Source organism: Carboxylicivirga sp. (assembly GCF_982718395.1).
The window spans coordinates 40622-62773 of sequence record NZ_CEXQWX010000009.1 but is presented as its reverse complement, the minus strand read 5'-3'; the positions used below and the strand labels follow the sequence as shown (position 1 = coordinate 62773).

The following is a 22152-nucleotide window of genomic DNA, read 5'->3' as shown; positions in this document are numbered from 1 at the left end:
AGCCAAAATAATCAAATAACTTAGTTTGTAACCTGACTTTTAAAAGGTATGGCCGATTCACCTAAGTTGATGTTGGTATTTTTTATACTCATGCTCAAAATTCGGAGTGAAAATTCCTTTCCCAATATTGCTATCAACTTCTTCTAATGTCCAGAATCGCACTTCATCAACTTCGTCTTTATCAAAATCAAAAGGCCCCTTATGGTTCGTCAAAAAGCAAAAAACCAATTCTTTTTCAACATCACTTTCCCATGTGTATTGTCCCAAAGGGCTAACTTGAAAAGCTTTGAGTCCGATCTCTTCTGCTGTCTCTCTTTGCAAGGCCGTTTCGATGTTTTCACCAGCTGCCACATGACCACCAACGGCTGTGTCCCATTTACTCGGTTGAATTAATTTATGCGAAGGGCGTTTTTGTAGTAGTATTTTCCTTTGATGAACAACATGTAGGTGTACTACAGGATGCATCAGGAAGGATCTGTTATGGACAACTGAACGTGGAGCTGAGCCTGTTATCTTACCTGATTCATCAACCAGGGGTAACCATTCTTCTTGCTGATAACGGGCATTTTGCTGACGTTTAACAAGCCATTCATAAGCCATATAAACCCCCATGATTAAAAATAGTCCGGCACTTCCCAGGAACTTCCAAAGTGAATCATTGCTTAAGAAAGAAGATGCGATAGTAGCCAACGAATAAACCAGCAAGAGCCAGAATATGCGCTTCATACTTTGCTGCATCATCCAAATATGATAGGTGTTCATGTCGATGCTTTTCATATAGCGTCGTGTCATTTGTAACATCAGGTTGTGTCGCGAAAACGCTGAAAAGCCAATCAGTCCGGTCATCATCAGGCTTATAATGCCAGGCTTGAGTTTAAAAAACAAATCATTATCCAGGGCAATAGAAATAACCCCCAGAGCAACAATTAATCCAACATCAAATAAGACAAAACGCTCAATTTTCCTCTCTTTAATATATCCATAAACTAATTCAATAATACCAATGGCAATGGCCGTAATCAGGCCGTATATTGTTCCCCAGATTTCGTCAACAACAATGAAAACAATTATTGGCAAAAAGCCGGGAAGCAAGCGTTTAATCAGTTGTATTTTATCCATAATGCACAAGTGAACTGCGAAGATAAAAAACTTTGGAAATGTCTTACGCCACGATCGACAGCTAGTAAGCGGTGATCGTGAGTTTGATATTTACTCACAAACGCCATCGCTCTAAACCTTTTTATTACTTTTGCGTACTGTTATTGCAAACATTACTTATGGACGGTTACACTATTCAATTACTGGTGCCTTTCGCATCGTTTTTATCATTTATGATGGTTTTTTTGTCGATACCCACCATACTAAGGGTAGCACATTCCAAGAACCTATTTGATGAACCCAACAAACGCAGTGTACACCGTATGCGTATTCCAACCTTGGGAGGATTGGCTATATTCATAGGCTTTTTGTTCACATATTCTCTTTTTGTTGATTGGTTTAAATTCATAGAAATACCCTTTTTAATTCCTGCTTTACTGATCATTTTTGGTATTGGAATTAAGGATGATATATTGGTGACAGCACCAATGGTTAAGCTTGGTGGACAGTTAATAGCGGTGATAATAATTGTAGGACTGGGCGGATTGCAAATAACAGATTTTCATGGTTTTTTTGGTCTGCAACCTGATCCTTTTTGGGGAACCATATTAACCATTGTTGGAATGGTATTTATCATCAACGGCTTTAACCTGATAGATGGAATTGACGGATTAGCGGCTATAACAGGCATTGTGACCATGTTATCATTCTCAACCTGGTATTTTATCAACGAAGATTATCACATTCCAACACTTGCAGCTGCACTGGTTGGTGGATTGCTGGCGTTTGCCTATTACAATATTTTTTCAAAGCGTCAGAAAATATTTATGGGTGATACCGGCTCATTAATTCTTGGTTTTTTAGTGGCTGTGGTAGCAGTACATTTTAGTGAGTTTAACCGACCTGATAACCAGTATAAGCTTTTGAATACGATGAACAGTGCACCGGCAGTAGCAATGGCAATCTTGATTGTACCAATTATTGATACTCTGAGAGTGTTTATGTTACGTGTGTCGCAGGGGAATTCGCCGTTTATGGCAGATAAAAACCATATTCACCACCGTATGCTGGCCTTAGGTTTTTCGCATTTGCAGATAAGTCTGATCATTGGAGCAATTAATATCGCCTTTGTAATACTGGCATTCTCTTTACGAAATCTGGGTATGCTTAAATTGAGTATATTGGTGTTGTCACTTGGTTTTATGGTTGCCTATATTCCTTCAATTGCTCTTTATTATAAGCGCCGCCATTTTATTCGTCGTCTCCGTAGTATTCGGAAAAATAAGGAAGCAGTTTAATTGAGGTTAAAGCTATTTGATCTTTATAAAATAGACTTGCGTGCCATTAGAATCTAAGGTAATTGAATTATCTTTTCCGAGATGAGTACTTTAAACATCTGACCTGCTAAGATGTTATATATTCTAATGATTCTGGATTAAATATTAACAATTTGTAATGAAAAAACAATCAGATATAGGATTGATCGGTTTAGCAGTGATGGGTGAAAACCTGGTGTTAAATATGGAAAGTAAAGGTTATCAGGTTTCTGTATATAACCGTTCAACAGAAAAGGTAGACAACTTTGTTAATGCACGTGGTAAGGATAAAAATATAGTCGGAACCTATTCACTTGAAGAATTGGTTACGTCATTGGAGCGTCCTCGCAAGGTGATGATGATGATAAAAGCTGGTCCGGCTGTAGATGCTACAATAGAGGCTTTACTACCACATTTGGAGCAAGGAGATATTATTATTGACGGCGGAAACACACATTACCCAGATACTGATAGAAGGGTAAAATTGGTTGAAGGAAAGGGTGTCTATTATATTGGTGCCGGTGTATCAGGAGGTGAGGAAGGCGCATTGTTAGGACCTTCTATTATGCCGGGTGGTTCCAAAGCAGCGTGGCCAGCAGTAAAACCTATTTTTCAGTCTATAGCGGCCAAGGTAGAAGATGGTTCACCTTGCTGTGATTGGGTGGGTGAGAATGGTGCCGGACATTTTGTGAAGATGGTGCATAATGGTATTGAATATGGTGATATGCAACTGATAACAGAGGCTTACCATATAATGAAAGATATGTTAGGAATGTCAGCTGATGAAATGCACGAAGTGTTTAAAGAATGGAATGAGCAGGAGCTGGATTCTTATCTGATTGAAATCACCCGTGATATCATGGCTTTCAGGGATGAAGATGGAGAGCCACTGGTTGAGAAAATACTTGATAAAGCAGGTCAGAAAGGTACAGGTAAATGGACGGGTATAACCGCATTGGATCTGGGTGTTCCATTGACTTTGATTGGTGAGGCCGTTTTCTCACGCTGCCTGTCTGCAATAAAGGATGAGCGTGTTGATGCATCGAAACTTTTAACAGGACCAATGCCTGTTTTTGATGGTGATAAGCAAACATTTATAAGCGCAATAATGGATGCTTTATATGCATCTAAAATAGTGTCTTACGCACAGGGTTATGCCTTAATGAGAGCTGCAGCAGACGAAAATGACTGGAGCCTGAATTATGGAGGTATTGCACTGATGTGGCGAGGCGGTTGTATCATCCGTTCGGCATTTTTAGGCAAGATTAAAGAAGCATTTGATAATCAGCCAGGATTGTCCAATCTATTGCTTGATCCTTATTTTAAAGCAGCAATTGATAAAGCGCAGGCAGGATGGAGAAAAGTTGTTGCTACTGCAGTGATGAATGGTATTCCAACACCGGCCTTCTCTACAGCCTTAAGTTATTACGACGGATATAGAAGTGAAAAACTACCGGCTAATTTGTTGCAAGCCCAGCGTGATTATTTTGGAGCGCATACTTATGAGCGGGTTGATAAGCCACGAGGTGAATTTTTCCATACCAACTGGACGGGGAGAGGTGGTGATACTGCCAGTACTACCTACAATGTTTAGAATGAAGTTAAGGAGTCTTTTATAATTAAGGATCGCATCTTTATTTACATGATAGGAATAAAGATGCGATCCTTAATGCAATATGAAATTAGCTATTTCTTTTTTTAGTTTTCAGGCCAGATTGGCATTTCGGCCTCATCGTCCCAAAACGGACCCCATTGAATCTCTGTAAGAATATCATGATCAAAAAACAGATTGAGGCTAAAATCAGGATTGGCAGCTAATGTTTGGTTGGGAACTCCATCGGTAGATAAGTCTTCCAGGTCAAACTCCCCAAGATTAAATACTTCCATTTGTTCCATCACCTCACCCTGACTAAGACCAATAAGGTCAAGCCCTTCAAACATAACTTCAGGCGATGCTGTTGTGATAGAGGTCAGTTTCCAATTACAGTCTTCTTCAAAGGACAATGACAGATGCAACTCATCGAAATGCCAGGCCTCCATTGCTCCTGATTCCTTATCGCCATCCATGCCTTCTACTTCGCTAGGTTCACCCAGTAAATCCAATATTTGCTGACGCGTTAACCCGAATGTTATTTTACCGAGTCCCTGTCCTAAGGTGATGTCTTTCATTGTGTTGTGTAATGATTGTTGTGTAATGAGCTACAAAAGTAATTATTTTAAAAATGTTTAACCCGCCTGTTGGCCTTTTTTAATGATTGAATCTTTTTATTGCTCAATCGCTTCTCTATTGATGCTTTTGTGCGCTTGGTGCGTATACGTTTCTTAATGGGTCTTAATGCGTTGTGAAGAAGGTCGTGTATCTGATTAATGGCAGCCAGCTTGTTTTGTAATTGCGAGCGACTGTGTTGATTGCTTACAATTAATTCATTGTTCGCGGTTAATCGTCCTTTTAAGCGTTGAATTAAAAGTTCTTTCTCAGCGTCGCTTAATATTTTGGATTGACTGATGTTAAAGCGGACAGTAACATTGGTATTCAATTTATTAACATTTTGTCCGCCTGGCCCGCTGCTTCTGCTTGCCGAAATAACCAGTTCTTTTATAAAACGACTATTTGCATTTCCGGTAATCATCCTTAACTTTTGCGTATAAAGTTATCTAAATATCAGTGAGAACACGGTATTTTACTTTATTTTGTAAGTCTAATACATTGAAATGAGAAAAGCTTTATTCTTAGTCATATTATCCCTGATAACTCTTTTTAAAGTTAGCTCACAAGAGTTTACCGGTGTTCATTCAAGCCCCTATTTGCCGTTTATTGGATTGACAAATCAACCGGCTGAATTAACACGGCATAACGCCAAATGGAACATTAACATGTTAACTGGTCAGGTTGGTTTATTACGTGATGTTAGTCTGGTGTCTGGTGATTTTTGGGACATTGTTTCCAGGGCAGGAATGGGGGATTTGAAGTTCTTTTTAGCCTCGGAAGAATCTTTATTGTATATACAAGGTCGGTTAATTATTCCATCTATTACTTATAAACTTAATGATAAACACTCTTTTGGATTAACCATAAGCGTTAGAGCAGATGGGATCTATAATTCTTCAAATGATGATTTACTAAAGATTTTTAAAGGTATTGAGAATCCTGAATATTTCGAGGACATCCATAACGAGTATTTTCGATCATTAATCAATAGCTGGACTGAATATGGCTTTGCATGGTCAACAACAATTGCTAAAACAGACAACCACTGGCTGACGGGAGGTGCTGTATTAAAAGTTTTAAAGGGTTTGGGAGCCGGATATCTTGAGATGGATGATATCGATGTGTTGTTTGACGAAGATCATATTGCACGCTTTGATATGCGCATGTCGTATGGCTTTAATGAAGGATTGGGTAAAACAATTGACGGGGGTGATATTCTTGAACAATCGGGAGATTTTGGAGTAGGATTAGATCTTGGCCTGAGTTATTCATATTTACCGGATCATATGATGGGAATTGAAGGTTTTCCATATCGCTATAAGCTTGGCTTTGTCATCAATGATCTTGGTCGTATTAATCATAGAAAAACAAAAAATCAGGCTTCATATATAGTACAAATGGAGGACGTGCCATATAGTCGTTTTAGTGGTATTGAAACCATAGAAGCCTTGAAAGATTCGATTGAAAAATCGATTGATTTCCAGGAAATAAAAGGAGGTAGTTTTAAAACAAACCTGCCCATGTCAATTGCTGCCAGTATGGATTATTGTATCAAACCTAATTGGTTTGTAAACTCCACATTAGTATTGCGACCCAACTATTATAATTCTTTGGTTAACCTGATAAGCAGAACAGTGTGGCGTGCCAATGTTACAGGACGTTACGAAAATAAGAAATGGGGTGTTTATGTACCCATATCTTATTCATCGACTCTAAAATGGGATATGGGTTTATCGGCACGTTATGGTAATTTCTTTATTGGATCAACCACTGTTTTGGGTAATTTAGTATCGAAGAGCAATAATCGACAACTCATCTATTTGGGTATGTCCATCCCAATTGGCTCATTGGATGAATAGGTTTCTGATAGCATCAGCCATGGTGGAGTCGGAGGCGTATAGTATCCCTTTATGATTCATAAATGTTGATTCCTGGCGGTTTAAGTCCAATTTGTCACCATCGTAACTTTGTGCACATGCACTTATCTCGTTATAAATGCAGGCTGATGCGGCATAATCCCATAAGCTGCCACCACCTTCTTGTTTTTTGGGGAACTTAAAATAAAGGGCCGGATGGTTCTCCAAAACCCACATGGCATTCATCGCCGCACCTCCATGGCTGATTATTTCAAGCTTATCTTTAGAAAAAACATTCAACTTATTCAGTATTTCCTTGTAGATGGATTCGCTTAAAAAGCTACGGTCACAAACCAGCGTCAGGCATTGTTTAGGCTTTGGTACCTGCCATTTTTGATTGTTTTTGTATGCTCCTGCTCCTTTAATTGCGTGATAAAGTGTTGAATCTACGGGGTTATAAATAACACCAACCTGCGGATTTCCGGCTTTATCAACTAAAGCAATGGATACAGAGTAACCATCTGTCTGTTCAATAAACGGTAAAGTGCCATCCAAAGGATCAATGCACCAAAAGTAGTCTTTCACAAAGCGACTTCTGTCATCTGTTGTTTCTTCGCTCAACAGGGCCAGATCATATTTCTCGATGGAAGGAGACAGATGCTCCAATATCAGCTTATCGCAAGCCAGATCAACCTCTGTAAAAACCTGTGAAGCCAGACTATCACCACCTGTCTTGGTATTCACAGTTAGTTGCTCCCGACTACGATCTGCTATTAACTGACCTGCTTTCTTAGCGGCTTCTATGGCAATGTGGCAAAGTTCTTCTAGTTGATGACTATTTAGCTTCATAAATTCTATCTATTTAAGTTTTCGACTACTTCGCGAGCCAATCGTTCGCTATAGCTGTTTATTTTCCAATGGTCGGGACTCCAGCCTTTTAAGAAACGGTGAAAATCCGTCCACGCAACCGGGTAAAGTTCCCGCCATTCTTTTTCCAGTTCATCAAAATTAAGCTCAGAATGTTTCGCATTAACCGCTTGTTTCAGTTCCTTAAAATAAAAATCAAGAATCTGTGACCCCATGGCTTCACAATTCTCTTCATAAAGACAACTGCCAACAAAATAGGCGACATCTTTCATTCCGCAACCGCCGCCAACGTATTGAAAATCGACAGCAGCAACATTTTGCCCATTATCCGAAAAACAGAAATTAGCCAGTTTGGCATCCCCATGCACCAGCGTCTGGTATTGGCCTTTCCTCAATAGTTGATCAATGGCAGGAGCTGCTTGTTTGAGCTCCTTATCATCCATTATTTTCAACTCATCAGGACGAGTATCAAGGTGCCAATATGTGCCAACATCCCACAACTTGTCCGGGCCTTGGTTTAGAAAGGTTGCATGAAAATAAGCCAGCCATTTTAAACAGGTTTGAATTTCTTTCCAACTTACAGAAGATAAACGGTTCGGGAAACCCGAAACATCAAGATCTTCCATTACCATAATGACTTCTTCGCCATGATGCTCTAAAGCCAGGCAATGAGGGGTGCGACAATTATCATCGCACTGTTGATTCCAGAACTCATACCATGCGGTTTCTACCTTATATGATTTTAGCTTTCGCTGATGAGAAAAATCCGTATTCCATCCTCGTGGGTGATTACTTGAATCAGGTAACTTCACATGCTTCACCACAACAGAAGGTAATTCACCTCCCTTTAAGCTCACTCTTAATATTTTACCATAGCCACTCCATAAATTCTGAATGGTCTCTGTTCCACATATTTCATTGGCGCCTGTGGTTTTAAGCACGATGTTTTGCAAATACTGATTCATCAATTTGAACATTCAAATGAGGCGCAAAGATAATAATAACCTTTATTCAGAATGTATAGAAAGAGTTGAGGAAAGCATACTATTAGAAAACTAATAAATGAGACCAAAGTCAAAATAATTGTAAGTATCGGGAGTCCAGCACTCATTGTCAATGTTTGTATAATTATAGTCCTGGCGAACTATGCTAATATGTATAGTCTTTGCAGGACTGACAAGAACTTAAATAATTGGCCTGAAAGGCCTATACATAATAGAGCAGAGTGAAACCCTACTGTACATGAGAGAAATGATGATAAAGCACTGAAAGTGCGATACATTACGTATCTATTTCAACTAATTTTCTTTAGTTATTAAAGTAGAGTTCGTGTAAGAAGGTGGATAAATACTAAACAAAATTGTCTATTTTAGACAGTATCATCTAAAAACCACACATATGCCCTTAAAGTATAAACTCGTTAAAAGTAATCTTAAGTCTAAGGAGGATATCTATGTCGCCAAGCCTGTATCGCGTGATAAAGTAACACAAGACGATTTGATTGAACGGATGATTGGCCGGGGGTCGGGTATTACTAAAGCCGAAGCCTTGGCCAACCTGGAGGCCTACCATCAGGTATTATGCGAGGCCGTTCAGAATGGCGAAATGGTGGTAACCGAGATGTTTAGTATTCAATCGTCCATCACTGGCAGATTCAATAACTTTAACAGTAGTTTCACACCAGAACTAAATGAAGTAAAAATACGATTACAGCCAGGCAGGCGTTTGCAGAATGTGGCGTTAAAAATTGATCTTCAAAAGAAAAATAACCATCCGATAAATCCGGTTATTCATTCGATTAGAGATAGGTATAATAAGCACCATGCTATGAAGGATAAAGCAGGTGGTTTCATAATTATTAAAGGAGAGCGCCTTAAAATTAATGTGGAGGATGAGCAGCAAGGCCTTTTCTTTATAAGCAACGAAACACAACAGGAGTATAAAGTGACGAATCTTATTAATAACAAACCTTCGGAGTTAATGCTGCTGATTCCGGAAATACCAGAAGGAGAATATATGATAGAACTGAGGGTGGTATTTCGAAACAGTAAGATGCTGCGCAAGGTACAACACGGTTCAGGTTTTGTTATCCACTAAGGATATGATGTTGTCGTTAGTTAACGACAATAGTGGTCGTCAGTAAGCGATAAATGTAGTCGTTAGTTAACGACAGATGCATATCACATGAATGACCGGATATAAGATAAATAGGGGTATAAAGTTGATAGAAGACGCGCGTGAGGACACGCGCGGTAGTGGAGTCAGGTGTACTAGATAGGACTTGATCTGACATTGAACTGTTAGTTAGACCGTTTCATTTTCAAGTCAGGTTATCAAATGTTACAAATTATTAGTTCTCTTTTACTATTCCTTGATTTTCGGACACTCTTATTTGTGTAATTTGATCAAATTATACCATACTTATCCGATGAATATGAACGAGATGTCAATATTCATTGGATAAGTAACACAGTTTGTTTTACTCCAGCATTGCCTTTAGCACTTTATAATCTGTTTTGCCAGTGCCGAGTACAGGTATTTCATCAACAGATATTGCTTCTCTCAGTTTGGCAATGGGAGCTACACCATTCTTAATCAGGTATTCATTGGCTTCATTCAGGTCAATTTGTTGAGTAGTGAAAAGTGCTATACGAGGTGGATTAGTCTTATCTGTTCCTTCTACAGCTAACACTTGCTCTTCATCACTACCATATTTTTCCAATAGAATTTTCTCAATAAATGGCAGGCTGATCATTTCACCGGCAATTTTAATAAACCGTTTTAAACGACCGGTGATGAATAAGTAACCTTCATCGTCCATATAGCCTAAATCACCCGTTTTGTAATAGGTTTGTCCTTCTATGGTCTCAAAAGGTTGTAGTTCCGGTTGATTAAGGTAACCGTCGAAGATATTAGGTCCACTAACGTAAATCATACCTGTCTGGCCATTTTCAACCACTTGTTGTGTATCCAGATCGATAATTCTGACATCAATGCCAGGTAAAAATTGCCCTACACTGTTGAGTTTTTGTTTAGACTGAGGATTTATGGTGAGAACAGGTGCGCATTCTGTAATACCATATCCTTCCAGTATTTGCCCATTGTCAGTAACCGATTCAAATTGCTCTTTTAATACAGGCGGCATGGCTTCGGCGCCGGAAATGGCATATTTAACAGACTTAAAAGCATAACTTGCAGTGGAACCTTCAGCCAGGAGTAGCTTAAGAAAGCCTGGTGTTCCAACCAGTACATTCGCCTTAATGTGTTTCAGTATTCGCAATACTTCCCGTGAATCAGTCGGGTTAGGTGTGAAACCTACTTTCACAGCCGTCAGCAAAGGCATAATGTTTAAAACAGTGAAGCCAAAGCTGTGGAATGGCGGCAGAAATGAAAGAAAAGTATGATTATTATCCACCTCAATCGCTTTAAAGGCAGCAGCCAGATTGTTCACAATATTCTTATGCGACAGAGGTACTGCTTTGGGCAGTGCTTCGCTACCCGATGTAAAAAGAATAACAGCTGTATCCGGCGTTTTCTTTGTGTCGATCAGAAGACGTGGAAATTTGGATTTTAATGCGCCCTTTAGTTTCGTAGCGATTGATATTTGCGGTACTTTTTTCTCGAGAAGAATAATTTTTCCTTTTATCTCATCAGACAGTTGTTCTTCAATTTTTTCTACAAATGCACCTGCGGATAAGATGGTTTTCACACCGGCTGTTTCAATACAATGTAGCAACACTTTTTTGCCAACTGTCCAGTTAAGCATAACAGGTACCTTACCGGCCAGATAACAAGCTGCAATAAGCAGCGTGGTGCTTTGTAAAGCCGGTAACATAATGCCAATGTGTTCTTCTTTAAAGTCCTTTTTAATGAGTTCGGAAACCACACAGGCTTTTAAAAAGAAATCTTTACGCGATGTGGAACCCAGCATTGCATCGTAACAGAAAGGATCGTTGCCATTTTTCGTAAATGCATCAACCAGTTGCTCAAGAATAGTTCCTTTATCGCTTACGGTGAGCCGCTTGATATCACTTAATGGTTGATGAAGAGTAGAAGGTTTAAGATCGGTATCACTCTTAAACTGTCCCAAGGCCACCAAGCATAGATCATGAATCGTTTTAATTTCATTGATCTGTGGTGCTGAGAATGTAGTAAATTGATTCTCCACCTCAGAAATGATTTCCACAATATTTAAAGAATCGGCCCCTAAGTCCAGTTGCAGGAAGCTTTCTTCTTTGATGATTTCCTTATCAATTTCCAAAATACCGGCCACGCAGCCTTTCACCTTTTCTACTACATGAGGTGGAATACTTTGTGTGACTGAGCTAGATTTTGATTTTAAAGCTTTGTCAGATCCAACTATATTGTCGGGTAACTCCCGCTTTAATCGCGGAGCTAAAAAATGATACTTAATAAACGAAGCAGCTTCTTCACCATTTACGTTGTAAACCTGCTCCAGGTAGCGATTGAATTCAGCTTTACCTTTTGAACTGTGCTCTTTGGCTTCTTTGGTGATATTGACTAGTTCAAGTGTTATACGTCTTTTGGGTAGAAAAAAGAAGAGGTTGGCAAACACTAATCCTATGGATTTAAGTAAAGTCGGGAAGAAAGATGGTGATTGACCTATCCAGGCTTTTGACCAGCGACTGCCCCATAAGCCCGATATACGAACAGCGATAATTTCTGAATGTTCAGGTGCATTCAATACAGTCAGTTGAGCACTTTGCTTGTTGATAATCCGCTCGTACCCTTGGGCAGCAATCTGACCTCCAGGATAGAGAACAATGTTTTTATTCATCTCCAACCCTTTGTCCACCGAACTCACAATTTGTTGCAGCACATTGGTATTGCGGCTGCCACCTTCTATATCGCTGACCCGTACAGCTCCCCATGCTTTAAACAGGTTTTTAGCAACTGGTATATCGAAGTAGGAGGCCAGCATCACTGGCACAGCAGAAGTATATTTATATAAATAAGCAAACAAAATAATCGGATCCATAATAGCCTGATGGTTGGGCAAAATAAGTTTGGCATTACTGTTTTTCAGTACCTCATGCCCTTTCACCTGGACACGGTAACGTGCACTTAGTATAAAGCGTAAAATGGCAAACAGAAATTTGGCAATACCGATTATTATAGGATGATGTTGTTTCATGTGAATGGATTAATTAGTCTGTAGTTAGTGGTCAGTAGTTCTCATCTCTTTCCTCTTTTCTCTCAATTCCTCCCTCTCGCTCCAGGTATCTTCAGCCAGGCAATAATGGTTATAGCTAAAGTAATGGCAGCAACAGCTCCAAATACCATCAGGGAATCAGCAACCTTTTCAACCACTCCAAAAATACCGGCTGATAGCAATATAAAAGTGAATAACATTAAGTTGTTATACGCCAGTATCAGACCCAGTTTTCTACCATGCACGCGATCCTGAATAAAAGCATTCAATGGTATTTTAAATACACCAGCAAAAAAGGCGGTCAATACAATCAATACAGTAAAGAGCACTGTTGGCGGGTTCAGTATAAAAATAAGTGATACACATATTAGCATGCCGATTCCACCAATCGGAACCAGGTACATCTTAACTTTTTTATTGGAGATCACTCCGGTAAGGTAGCATCCCGCACCAATGCCAATGGCAACCAGTGCCATAATGGTGCTGGAAATGGAATCGGAAAGTAATAAGGTGTTCCGGCAATGATAGACAACATTTAATTGCAGTAGTGAACCAATGGCCCAGAAAGTGGCTAGTCCAAAAATTACTGCGTTAAGACCTTTTATTTGTTGACTCCATTTATAGGAACGGATAAGGAATATAAACGGGTTTAAGGTGGTTTCATCTTCATCATCAGGAACGGTCTCCATGGGCGATATCTTAAGACTGAATAACCATCCAAGTACAGCCAGCAATACTAAAGCTGCACAAAGAATTAATGTACGATAGCCCGTCATGGACTCAATCAGGCTGATATCAGATGTGATACCTGCAACATAAGTACCAATCAGCACCCCCATAAACGTTAGCATTTCCATAGCGCCGGTTCCAAAAGGAATTCCTTCTTTACCTCCAATATCGCGAATAATACCATATTTGGCCGGTGAAAAAAGACAGCTTTGCAAGCCCATCAGAAAGATGGCAAACATAGTGATAACAACACTTTGCATGATAAAACCAACAGATGCAATAATCATGATGGGAATTTCATATAGCTTGGCGCGCTGAATAATTCTGGCTTTTGAATGGTCACGGGCCAGTTTACCGGCTATTGGCGAAAAGAAAATATAAGGTAGTACAAAAGCAGCCTGTGCAATCATCAAAACCATTGATTCATGCTCTTTCATTAACCAGGTGGTTGAAATATAAAATACTAAATACTTCAGGTAGTTATCGTTTAAAACCCCCAGGAAGTTGGTAATGAATAGCGGCAGCCATTTGGTGTTTCTTGTTTTGCTCATAATTCAGGTTTATTTATCGAACCAAACCTTTTTGGTTTTAGTCAAATGCAAATATATAGGTTGTAGTAGTTAGTGCAAAGTAGAGAGTAGTGAGTAGTCAGTACAAATACTCACTACTCATTACTCAATTCTCATCGCTTACTTCTCATCAGACTCCCTGACTAGCGGACTTTGAACTGTTTCCTTATCTAACCAATACTTATTGATTCGTGCAATAGCGAGCGTTAGTAATCCAATGATGGATAAAAAGATCATTTTACTGATATTGGCATCGCCGGAAAGATCCCAGAAGAACACTTTTATAGCCGTTAATATCAGCACGACAGACCCCATTATTCTGAATGCAATTGCTTTGGTGTGAGCACCCCAAATAAAAATAAGCAAGGCGTACACAATGTATGAGATGGAGATGGCTAATGAACGACTGATAAAATCAATATCATAGGCAACCCACAGATTCTTGATCTGAACAGTAAATAAACCTGCTACAATAACGTTGGCAACAATGGCGATAAAAGTACTCAGGCTGTTATTATTACTTTGTTCCTTTTTTGATGTGTAAAAGCCGAACGCCGCCAGAGCCATCCATGTTAAAGCGCCTGCATTAAGGAATGGCAGGTATTTAATGCCAAATAACTCAAGCCATTGAACATCCCATGCAACCGTGAACCAATAAATAATCAGCATCATCCAGGCAGCGTAACTAATATAAATCAATTCATGGGTCTTGGTGAAACGACCAATAGAATAAGTGCTGACTACCACTAATAGCCAAAGAAGAGTTGTAACCACATACTCCAGGCCATAAATATTCATCGGCTGAATATTAGCTGCCGAGATGGTAAATAATACTAATCCAAGACATACATAAATAATAGATGGAAAGGCTTTTTTATCCGACAGGTAATAAATAAATATCGCTGCTGTCATAAATGCAGTTCCAACAATTAACAACGGTATGGTAAAAGTAATTTCGAAGCTGCCAAGAATGTATATTGACCAGAATATAAACAACATGGCATTGATTAAACTTAAGTACAGGTTCCACCCTGTAAACAGATCTTTTTCGCGATGCGAGGCATAAATAATGCCACCCATATAGGTTGCAAACAAAGAGGCTGCATAAAAGAACGGACGTTCCCATGTTTCAGGATCGAAATAGATAAAATACGTTGCATAAATGAGCACGGTAATACCAAAGGTCATGGCCCGAAGTTCTGTCCAGCGCTTGGAGATGCTCACGTATAGAGCACCAACATTAAGAATCAGTACATAGGCAAATAACAACAGGTCGTGATGTGCTTCTGCTTTCATAAAGATAGGAGAGAGCAAACCACCCATAATACTGATAAAGATAAGAGCCCGCAAGTTATAGCGGTAACTTAAAAAGGTGGTTAAGGCCGTTAAACTAAGCACCGAGATAAAAGTGATGTTGTAAGGCCAGTTGAGGCTGTCGCTAAATGCCACATACGAGAAAGTAGCATAAATAACACTCATGCCGGTACCAGCCAGCATCTGGCAGGTATTCAAACTGTTTTTGCGGTAATAACTGTAACCGGCAAAGAGGAGCGTAACACCGATAGCAAAGCCCGACAGGACTCTCAGTTCGGCAGGAAACCAATCGTTTTCAAACGCTATTTTCAGAAAATAGGTGAAGGATGAAAACAAAAACAGGATACCTAATGTGGTTATCCAATGTTTCTTAATTAAATCAATCATGTTCATCAAATTTGGGTTATACTTTGTGATAATTGACGGTGTAAACTTACGATGGTAAACCAGGTGAATACAAACCATAATATCTCAATAGAGGACTTTTGAAAATGAATTATATATGCATTATCCTTTATTTATTAGTAGTTTTGATGTGTTATAACAGACTTTTAAAAAGCGCTTATGGATGCATTGGTGAAGATTATTCAGACCTTATCAAAATCGGATGCAACAGAATTTACGTCGTTTATCAATCGTTTAAAGAAAAAAGATAAACGGAAGGATCTGGAGTTATTTGGGATTCTCTATAAAGAAGGTGAACAGGATCAGAAAATCATCGTGCAAAAACTTTATCCTGACAATAACCAGGTGGCATATCATGCTTTGCGCAAAAAGTTGTTGAAGCATCTGACTGATTTTATCTACTTCAAACAACTGCGCGAAGATGTAACAGCCGAAACACAGGTGTCGGCTTTTATTGGTCTGGCGCGCTATTTAAAAGAATTTGAGATTATTCATCTGGCCTGGAAATATCTTAAGAAAGCAGAGCAGATGGCGGTTAACTTTGAGCTGTTTGCCATGGCAAACCAAATTGCGCGATTACAATTGGAGATGCCCCTGGATGAGTTGAAGCAGGATATTACAGATGTTTTGGCAAAGAAGAAAAAATACCTGCAACTGGCCATTGAAGATGATAAAGTTGATACGGCCTATAAGGTTATCCAATACCACTTGCAGCATTCTAAAACAAAGCTGGATGGGCCAGATATGCGGCAGATCATCGAGCATACTTTAGCAGAGTTTGATTTGCAAGTAGCGATTTCTTACCGTCCTTCGATGGTTTATCGGTTAATGTCTATCGCCCGAAGTGCTGCCAAATCTGCCAAAGATTATTATGGTTTCGAGCCAGTATTACTTCATTACTATAAAAGTATGAATACCGGCGAGCAAAGTTCCGGTAATGACAAGGTGTATGTAGCTCGTTTGCAATACATGATTGCTCATACCTTATTTCGGAATAAAAAATTTAAACAGGCATTGGAATATATCTATGTGTTAAGGGAGCAGTTACGTGTTATATCACGTGCTGAGTACACCAAGTTGTTGCCCCGTTTTACTCAATTGTATTGTGCTTTACGATTTTTTACGGGACATATTGATGAGGCCATTCGTATGGTGGACGCCACATTTATGCAAAAGTTGAGGTTGCGGCCCGATGAGGTGCTTAATCTGAAACTGAATAAAGCGATATACCATTTCTATAACGAAGACTATAAGGTAGCACTTAGGGAGTTGATGAGTATTGAGCATAGCAATCAGTGGTGTGCTAAAATTGCAGGAGTTGAGTGGGTTGTGAAGAAGGATATTTTAGAGGTTTTTATACAATTTGAGTTGGATAGGTTAGATATTGCTTCCAATAAAATAAGAGCCTTATTGCGGCAAAAGCACTTGTTTGAAAGCCTGCCGCAATTGGAGCGCGTAAAGGTGTTTCTCCAGTTAATCAACCAAATAGTAGATGATCCTGAAATTGCCAAAACAGAGGCTTTTTATAATCGGGTAGAGGAGGGCTTTGATTGGGTCCCCATTGAGCAGGAGGATTTGCACGCTTCAGTGTATTATGCCTGGATGAAGTCGAAGCTCACCAAAAAGAAAGCTTATGAGGTTTTGCTTGATTTGATATTGATAGAATAAGATTATTAGATTTTAGACACAAGACATAAGACAGGTTTACAGTGTGTATAAACATGGAAGGCTATAAATTATTATCCCGCAGATTGCGCTGATGCACGCAGAATAGCGTTTATAAATAAATTTGGGTAATCTGCAGGAAACAAGAAGTCGATGAGGTTTTTATGAATTATACTAATTTTGTTCAAGCATATTTTAAGGATAAACAAAAGAAAATGATTAATAAGATTCCAATAATAGATCAACATCCCGAGGCTGATATACCAATCGAAGGTCTTGTTTCAAGGTTGATTCAAGCAGGTGAGCAGCAGTTTGTTTTTATGGAGTTTGATAAAGATACTGAGGTGCCTGCTCATACACATGAGGCGCAATGGGGAGTTGTGTTGGATGGAGAAATTGAGTTAACGATTAGTGGCAAAATTCACCTTTTGCAAAAGGGTGATACTTACTTTATTAATAAAGATGAGGTACATTCGGCTAAAATTAAAGCTGGCTATAAAGACTTAACTTTATTTAATCAGGTAGATAGGTATAAGATTAAGGAATAAGGAATTAATTTTAGTAATTAATGGAAACAGTGAGCTTATCTGTCCGCAATAGAATCGAGGAAGTTTCGATTCCTGAAGAGGTAAAAAGTATCTCTTTAAATGTGTCCAGAGCAAAGTGTAAAGATGTGCTGATGGAAGTAGTTGACGAGCAAGGTAAAGCTAAAGGCAAACCTCTCGAAAAATGGTTGCCGCAGATAAAACAGAAAGGCATCAGGCACTTACGATTTATGATGAATGATTTCAGTACCCAACCCATCGAGATTGAAATATCATGGAAATGAACCGTATGATAAAAATGTTTGTTCTTGTGGTTTTAACAGTTTTTATGAGTTGTAACAACAAGGAGCAAAATAACCATTTTAAGTCGGGAGATATTCTTTTCAGGGGACGATTGAACAGTTCTTTATCACAAGCTATTGATGCAGTCACTCAAACAGGTAACGATCATCATTACACACATATGGGTGTGGTTGAAGTAAAGAATGATACAATATGGGTATTGCATGCAGCACCTGTTAAAGGTGTTTGTAAAGAGTTGTTGTCTGAATTTTGTCAGAATGATAATGATTCAATTGTTATTGGGCATTACCGAATTAAAGATATTAGTGCTGAAAGTATTGAAAGTGCTTTGTTAATCGCAAATAAAGAACTGGGACAGACCTATAATTTCTCTTATATCCTCGAAGACGAAGGCTATTACTGCTCAGAATATATTTACGAAATCTTTGCACGGGACTCTGTCTTTCAACTTAATCCGATGACTTTTATTGACCCTGAAAGCGGAACCTTCCATAGTGGCTGGGTAAAACACTACAGAGATTTAGGAATTGATATACCCGAAGGCCAGCCCGGCTGCAATCCCAATGGGATGGCAACCAGCGACCGTTTATACTTTTTAGGGTTCGTTAATCAATTGGTTGAGCAGGAATAGGATTTGGCTTCAGTTGCTTGACAAAAGTTTCCTTGCTTCGCTCTGATATTAGTAGATAAGGAACCCATATACAGATGTAGATTAAACGTCTGAACAACTCAATATTGGTTTCACTGTCAAATGCTTCCATGTTAAAAGACATGGCAACCACATTATCTATGATGATAAAAAGAAAATTGGTAAGGATATACGCAATAAATACCTTAGGGAAAATAGATCGTCTTTGATAGAATAGAACCACATTTAAGATAGAAAAGACAAAGAAGAGAAGATTAAATATCATCTCAACAATTATAAACGCCGCTAACGAAACCGAGTATTGGTCTGATGACGGATTAAAAACATGTTCAAAGTTGAGACTATTGAAGTATTCCATTGAATAAATCGAATAACCTAAAATGAACGGAGTCAGAGTAACACCAAAAGCTACCAGAACCAGCCATCCGCCAATGGTTCTTCCCATTCTGTTTGAAAACGGATTAGGAGAATCCAGCTTATAGAGTTTACCAGCCAGGTAAATGCTGATAATAATGGTAAATACGGCAATCATTATCATTTGAACATTGGTGCCACCTGATGAACTGCTGCCATCCTGCTGACCGTATTTATAAATTTCATAGGAGAGGTCATTAGCAACTTTCTCATTTTTAGCAATAAACTCTTGATAATCGTTAGCGTTCACTATTTCATCGGTGGTTTGATAATCATACGATAAATAAATGGTTTTATCCTTTTTGAAAACATTGTAATAGTAATTAAACCCTGGTCCATGGATGGAAGATTTGGATTTTGATATAGTCCATTCTTCGGGGAGATTAATCTGTATTTCCTGCCTGTAGCGTAAAGGAAACCTTTGCCACATAGGACTTTTTCGCTCTGGGTAAACAGTTCTGGATATTTGACTGTTGAATGAGGACGCTTCAAAATAGGCCGTAATTTTATTTTGCAAGGTATCCTCCTTGGTCCATAAATTCTTGATGTTGTAGTACTCATTAACTTCTATGATGTTTTTATCTAAATCATCACTTACCCTTAATAGTTTGATTGTATCAATTTCAGGGTAGATTGAAGCGTAAAATTGCAGATACTGATCTTGTACATCGTTAAGTGCACTATTTTTTAAATAATCCCTGTTGATGACCGCATCATAGCCTTTATAAATGGTAGTAACATGTAACTCTGCATTGCCACTATAATCATCTATTGTGTAATTTTCCGTTATTTTGGTCTCATAAAAGACATTTGAGTTGATACGTGTTAGCCCGGTGGTTTCATCATCAATAATCAGAGCGTAGCCGTAATCAGGAGTCAGGTAATTCTCCAGATTGGTTGATTGACCCGAAATTGTTGGATCAATAAAAAGAGTGTCTTGCTCAATAACCATGCAAGTTATACAATGATCAAAACTTTCGTAGCTGGGAGGCTGTGTATTTACCTTTTCTTCGAGATAAGTGTTTACCAGAGCCGGGTAAGCCTCAATACCAATTTCATTTAACATGCTTGACAGAAGCCATGATTTCTCTTTACAGTCACCTGACCTTTTATTGAAAATTTCATTTGGATGACGCGGTTTAAAGCTGTATATCCCATTTTCATTACCAAGATAGCGGATGTTATCCTGTACATGCTGAATGATTTTCCCTGCTTTTTGAGCTTGAGAATTACCTTTGTCAATACTTGCAAGAAATGAATTGATTTCTGCTGACATAGATTGACTACTCTGATAGTGACGAAGAATGTGTTGAGCCAACTCTTCCCAGCTTACTTTAGAAGCAAAGATAACCCGGTTGTAAGGATCAAACCAGGAAGGAGCATCAGCTTCTGTGTCAATTACTTTTGGGGTGTCGATATTCCAAATGTATTGAGTTAATTCTCCTCTCTTTTTCACTTCAGGTTCAGGTGCATCATTGATCAGTTGATACTTATATAGGGAAGGTTCTTTTGTTTGAAACATTAAATAGCTTTGGCTAACAGGAATATAATAATTGAGGTTGCAGGCGTTGTGAAATAACCCATCCTTTATAGGATTAAATCCAGTAATTGTATAAGCATATTCAATTATGTCGCCTACGCGTAAATCATTTATTTCCAGAAAAGAGGTTAATCTACCATCAATAATTCCATTTTCCAATCTGGTTTCGCGCCTGATTGTTTCTGGTTGTTGACTTGCCAGAACATTAACAACTTCATTGTCGCGAATAATACGGATATAATGGTATTTGAGGCTTTGATAATTTTTATCGTAGCTCACTTCAATGGTTGAAGCAGAAGATAACCCGGTAGTATTAGTTATTTTAATTGCATAATGAAGATAATCATGCTGAGCGTCAATATTAACCTGGTTGTCATACAGTAGGTACAAATATCCATTTGATATTTCATTTTCGTTGATCTTGTATGTGTCTGGATATGATACGGTATTGACCCAATCTGGAGTGTTTGATCGAATATTGTTACTAATGAATATGAATAGTAAGTAAACGAGTGCTAATTTTGTTCGTAGATTCATGCGAGTGAGATTTATGACATAAAAATAACTTATTATTGTAAACTTTAAATATTTTGAGCAAGAATTCAACTCATCAACAATAAACTTTACTCTACTTTGACCCCACAAGTTTAGTAACTAAACAAATCAACAAATCAACAAATCAACAAATCAACAATTTTTCCATATGGGTATACTACGAAATATTAAAAGTGACTACGAGATATACGAAAATACCGAACTGGAATGCTTAGTGGCAATAGAGCGCGATACTTGCAAGCAAGTTAAAGCCTATCGGAAGAAGTATAAGGGGAAACAACCATTACCAAGTCAAACCATTGAAGGGTTTAAGTTTGTGATGGATGAGGAGTTTGAGTCGTTGAAAATTGATTTCTCAGAAAAGTTAAGCTTTGAAATAAGAGATTTAGTTAATGTTAAAGGTTAAACTTTTTGTCCTCTTTATTGTTTGTTCATTGTTTTTATAAAGCAACTTTTATAGGCTGTGTAGGTGTTGTTCAAAGAACGAGTTTACATTTATCAGTCTTGATACTTAAGTCTTATGTCCTGATTCTATTACTATGAAACAAATAGTTCTGATCGTAGCGAGTATATACGGCGCTTTGTCGGTTATTTTAGGAGCTTTGGGTGCTCATGCTCTAAAAAAAGTACTAACCGAAGCTCAACTGCAAAGTTTTGAAGTGGGGGTTAAGTACCAGATGTATCACGCCATTGTACTGTTGGTTCTGGGGTTCTACCTATCTTTTGATACGCGATTGCAGCAATATATGGGCTGGAGCTTTATTCTGGGAACTTTTTTGTTTTCGTTTAGCATTTACTTTCTGTCCTTGCAATCGGTAATGGGTGCTAACCTAAAGTTTATTGGGCCCGTAACACCACTTGGTGGTTTACTAATGATCGTTGGCTGGTGTTTACTATTGGTGCAAGTAGTGCGTCATTACAAGTAAGTCTGAATTTCTCCGAGAT

The 22152-nt window shown here is 38.6% G+C and carries 19 protein-coding genes; 10 read left to right on the top strand and 9 right to left on the bottom strand.

The window, feature by feature from the left end; genetic code table 11:
• Positions 1-57 precede the first annotated feature (57 nt).
• A complete protein-coding gene (locus tag AC4MRQ_RS03605) occupies positions 58-1119 on the bottom strand; it encodes an NUDIX domain-containing protein (RefSeq protein ID WP_491196276.1) in 1062 nt (353 codons plus the stop codon).
• Positions 1120-1277: 158 nt separating this feature from the next.
• Here AC4MRQ_RS03605 and AC4MRQ_RS03600 point away from each other — a divergent pair, with 158 nt between their 5' ends.
• Together AC4MRQ_RS03600 and gnd are read left to right on the top strand one after the other, a co-directional pair.
• Entirely contained in the window at positions 1278-2396 is a 1119-nt protein-coding gene (locus AC4MRQ_RS03600) for a glycosyltransferase family 4 protein (protein WP_491196275.1), read from the top strand.
• Between the two features lie 157 nt (positions 2397-2553).
• Positions 2554-4008 carry a decarboxylating NADP(+)-dependent phosphogluconate dehydrogenase gene (gnd, locus tag AC4MRQ_RS03595; RefSeq protein WP_491196274.1) on the top strand — a complete coding sequence of 485 codons (1455 nt, stop codon included), beginning with the start codon at positions 2554-2556 and terminating at the stop codon, positions 4006-4008.
• Between the two features lie 104 nt (positions 4009-4112).
• Here the strand turns inward: gnd and AC4MRQ_RS03590 are convergent, their stop codons facing one another.
• Both AC4MRQ_RS03590 and arfB read right to left on the bottom strand, forming a co-directional pair.
• Entirely contained in the window at positions 4113-4583 is a 471-nt protein-coding gene (locus AC4MRQ_RS03590) for a hypothetical protein (protein WP_491196273.1), read from the bottom strand.
• 47 nt (positions 4584-4630) lie between these two features.
• Complete coding sequence (gene arfB, locus AC4MRQ_RS03585) at positions 4631-4999, bottom strand: alternative ribosome rescue aminoacyl-tRNA hydrolase ArfB (protein ID WP_491196285.1); 369 nt, start codon at positions 4997-4999, stop codon at positions 4631-4633.
• Between the two features lie 127 nt (positions 5000-5126).
• On the opposite strand from arfB, the gene AC4MRQ_RS03580 reads away from it, so the two are divergent.
• A complete protein-coding gene (locus tag AC4MRQ_RS03580; RefSeq protein WP_491196272.1) occupies positions 5127-6482 on the top strand; it encodes a DUF5723 family protein in 1356 nt (451 codons plus the stop codon).
• On the opposite strand, the gene AC4MRQ_RS03575 is transcribed toward AC4MRQ_RS03580, so the two are convergent.
• Positions 6468-7328, bottom strand: a complete 861-nt coding sequence (locus tag AC4MRQ_RS03575) for a 3'(2'),5'-bisphosphate nucleotidase CysQ family protein (protein WP_491196271.1) — start codon at positions 7326-7328, stop codon at positions 6468-6470. The genes AC4MRQ_RS03580 and AC4MRQ_RS03575 overlap by 15 nt on opposite strands.
• Before the next feature lie 5 nt (positions 7329-7333).
• Positions 7334-8311: an oxidoreductase family protein gene (locus tag AC4MRQ_RS03570; RefSeq protein WP_491196270.1), complete on the bottom strand. Its 978-nt coding sequence runs from the start codon at positions 8309-8311 to the stop codon at positions 7334-7336.
• Between the two features lie 433 nt (positions 8312-8744).
• Between AC4MRQ_RS03570 and AC4MRQ_RS03565 the strand changes: the two genes are divergently transcribed.
• On the top strand, positions 8745-9443 hold the full coding sequence (locus AC4MRQ_RS03565) for an HU family DNA-binding protein (RefSeq protein WP_491196269.1): 699 nt from the start codon (positions 8745-8747) through the stop codon (positions 9441-9443).
• Positions 9444-9825: 382 nt separating this feature from the next.
• Here the strand turns inward: AC4MRQ_RS03565 and AC4MRQ_RS03560 are convergent, their stop codons facing one another.
• From AC4MRQ_RS03560 to AC4MRQ_RS03550, 3 genes are all read right to left on the bottom strand, one after another.
• On the bottom strand, positions 9826-12501 hold the full coding sequence (locus AC4MRQ_RS03560; protein ID WP_491196268.1) for an AMP-binding protein: 2676 nt from the start codon (positions 12499-12501) through the stop codon (positions 9826-9828).
• Between the two features lie 62 nt (positions 12502-12563).
• The gene (locus tag AC4MRQ_RS03555) at positions 12564-13799 is read right to left on the bottom strand and encodes an MFS transporter (RefSeq protein WP_491196267.1); all 1236 of its coding nucleotides are present in this window, start codon (positions 13797-13799) and stop codon (positions 12564-12566) included.
• Positions 13800-13937: 138 nt separating this feature from the next.
• Positions 13938-15518, bottom strand: a complete 1581-nt coding sequence (locus AC4MRQ_RS03550; RefSeq protein WP_491196266.1) for a DUF2339 domain-containing protein — start codon at positions 15516-15518, stop codon at positions 13938-13940.
• A gap of 177 nt (positions 15519-15695) precedes the next feature.
• Here AC4MRQ_RS03550 and AC4MRQ_RS03545 point away from each other — a divergent pair, with 177 nt between their 5' ends.
• From AC4MRQ_RS03545 to AC4MRQ_RS03530, 4 genes are all read left to right on the top strand, one after another.
• On the top strand, positions 15696-17204 hold the full coding sequence (locus AC4MRQ_RS03545) for a hypothetical protein (protein ID WP_491196265.1): 1509 nt from the start codon (positions 15696-15698) through the stop codon (positions 17202-17204).
• A 212-nt stretch (positions 17205-17416) separates the two neighbouring features.
• A complete protein-coding gene (locus tag AC4MRQ_RS03540; RefSeq protein ID WP_491196264.1) occupies positions 17417-17749 on the top strand; it encodes a cupin domain-containing protein in 333 nt (110 codons plus the stop codon).
• Positions 17750-17769: 20 nt separating this feature from the next.
• Positions 17770-18030: a hypothetical protein gene (locus AC4MRQ_RS03535; RefSeq protein WP_491196263.1), complete on the top strand. Its 261-nt coding sequence runs from the start codon at positions 17770-17772 to the stop codon at positions 18028-18030.
• Positions 18027-18680 (top strand): YiiX/YebB-like N1pC/P60 family cysteine hydrolase, encoded by a 654-nt coding sequence (locus AC4MRQ_RS03530; RefSeq protein WP_491196262.1) that lies wholly within the window; start codon positions 18027-18029, stop codon positions 18678-18680. Before AC4MRQ_RS03535 ends, AC4MRQ_RS03530 begins: the two co-directional genes overlap by 4 nt.
• On the opposite strand, the gene AC4MRQ_RS03525 is transcribed toward AC4MRQ_RS03530, so the two are convergent.
• Positions 18655-21189, bottom strand: coding sequence for a DUF2569 family protein (locus AC4MRQ_RS03525; protein ID WP_491196261.1), 2535 nt, complete (start codon positions 21187-21189; stop codon positions 18655-18657). The two genes, AC4MRQ_RS03530 and AC4MRQ_RS03525, sit on opposite strands and share 26 nt — an antisense overlap.
• Positions 21190-21355: 166 nt before the next feature.
• Between AC4MRQ_RS03525 and AC4MRQ_RS03520 the strand changes: the two genes are divergently transcribed.
• Both AC4MRQ_RS03520 and AC4MRQ_RS03515 read left to right on the top strand, forming a co-directional pair.
• Entirely contained in the window at positions 21356-21613 is a 258-nt protein-coding gene (locus tag AC4MRQ_RS03520) for a hypothetical protein (RefSeq protein ID WP_491196260.1), read from the top strand.
• A gap of 133 nt (positions 21614-21746) precedes the next feature.
• Positions 21747-22133, top strand: coding sequence for a DUF423 domain-containing protein (locus tag AC4MRQ_RS03515; RefSeq protein WP_491196259.1), 387 nt, complete (start codon positions 21747-21749; stop codon positions 22131-22133).
• The last annotated feature ends 19 nt before the right edge of the window (positions 22134-22152 follow it).

What these genes read in the sequence shown, in the direction of transcription:
- AC4MRQ_RS03605 (WP_491196276.1), bottom strand. Translation starts at nt 1,119, where the DNA reads ATGGATAAAATACAACTGATTAAACGCTTGCTTCCCGGCTTTTTGCCA.
- AC4MRQ_RS03600 (WP_491196275.1), top strand. Translation starts at nt 1,278, where the DNA reads ATGGACGGTTACACTATTCAATTACTGGTGCCTTTCGCATCGTTTTTA.
- gnd (WP_491196274.1), top strand. Translation starts at nt 2,554, where the DNA reads ATGAAAAAACAATCAGATATAGGATTGATCGGTTTAGCAGTGATGGGT.
- AC4MRQ_RS03590 (WP_491196273.1), bottom strand. Translation starts at nt 4,583, where the DNA reads ATGAAAGACATCACCTTAGGACAGGGACTCGGTAAAATAACATTCGGG.
- AC4MRQ_RS03580 (WP_491196272.1), top strand. Translation starts at nt 5,127, where the DNA reads ATGAGAAAAGCTTTATTCTTAGTCATATTATCCCTGATAACTCTTTTT.
- AC4MRQ_RS03575 (WP_491196271.1), bottom strand. Translation starts at nt 7,328, where the DNA reads ATGAAGCTAAATAGTCATCAACTAGAAGAACTTTGCCACATTGCCATA.
- AC4MRQ_RS03570 (WP_491196270.1), bottom strand. Translation starts at nt 8,311, where the DNA reads ATGAATCAGTATTTGCAAAACATCGTGCTTAAAACCACAGGCGCCAAT.
- AC4MRQ_RS03565 (WP_491196269.1), top strand. Translation starts at nt 8,745, where the DNA reads ATGCCCTTAAAGTATAAACTCGTTAAAAGTAATCTTAAGTCTAAGGAG.
- AC4MRQ_RS03560 (WP_491196268.1), bottom strand. Translation starts at nt 12,501, where the DNA reads ATGAAACAACATCATCCTATAATAATCGGTATTGCCAAATTTCTGTTT.
- AC4MRQ_RS03555 (WP_491196267.1), bottom strand. Translation starts at nt 13,799, where the DNA reads ATGAGCAAAACAAGAAACACCAAATGGCTGCCGCTATTCATTACCAAC.
- AC4MRQ_RS03550 (WP_491196266.1), bottom strand. Translation starts at nt 15,518, where the DNA reads ATGATTGATTTAATTAAGAAACATTGGATAACCACATTAGGTATCCTG.
- AC4MRQ_RS03545 (WP_491196265.1), top strand. Translation starts at nt 15,696, where the DNA reads ATGGATGCATTGGTGAAGATTATTCAGACCTTATCAAAATCGGATGCA.
- AC4MRQ_RS03540 (WP_491196264.1), top strand. Translation starts at nt 17,417, where the DNA reads ATGATTAATAAGATTCCAATAATAGATCAACATCCCGAGGCTGATATA.
- AC4MRQ_RS03535 (WP_491196263.1), top strand. Translation starts at nt 17,770, where the DNA reads ATGGAAACAGTGAGCTTATCTGTCCGCAATAGAATCGAGGAAGTTTCG.
- AC4MRQ_RS03530 (WP_491196262.1), top strand. Translation starts at nt 18,027, where the DNA reads ATGAACCGTATGATAAAAATGTTTGTTCTTGTGGTTTTAACAGTTTTT.
- AC4MRQ_RS03525 (WP_491196261.1), bottom strand. Translation starts at nt 21,189, where the DNA reads ATGAATCTACGAACAAAATTAGCACTCGTTTACTTACTATTCATATTC.
- AC4MRQ_RS03520 (WP_491196260.1), top strand. Translation starts at nt 21,356, where the DNA reads ATGGGTATACTACGAAATATTAAAAGTGACTACGAGATATACGAAAAT.
- AC4MRQ_RS03515 (WP_491196259.1), top strand. Translation starts at nt 21,747, where the DNA reads ATGAAACAAATAGTTCTGATCGTAGCGAGTATATACGGCGCTTTGTCG.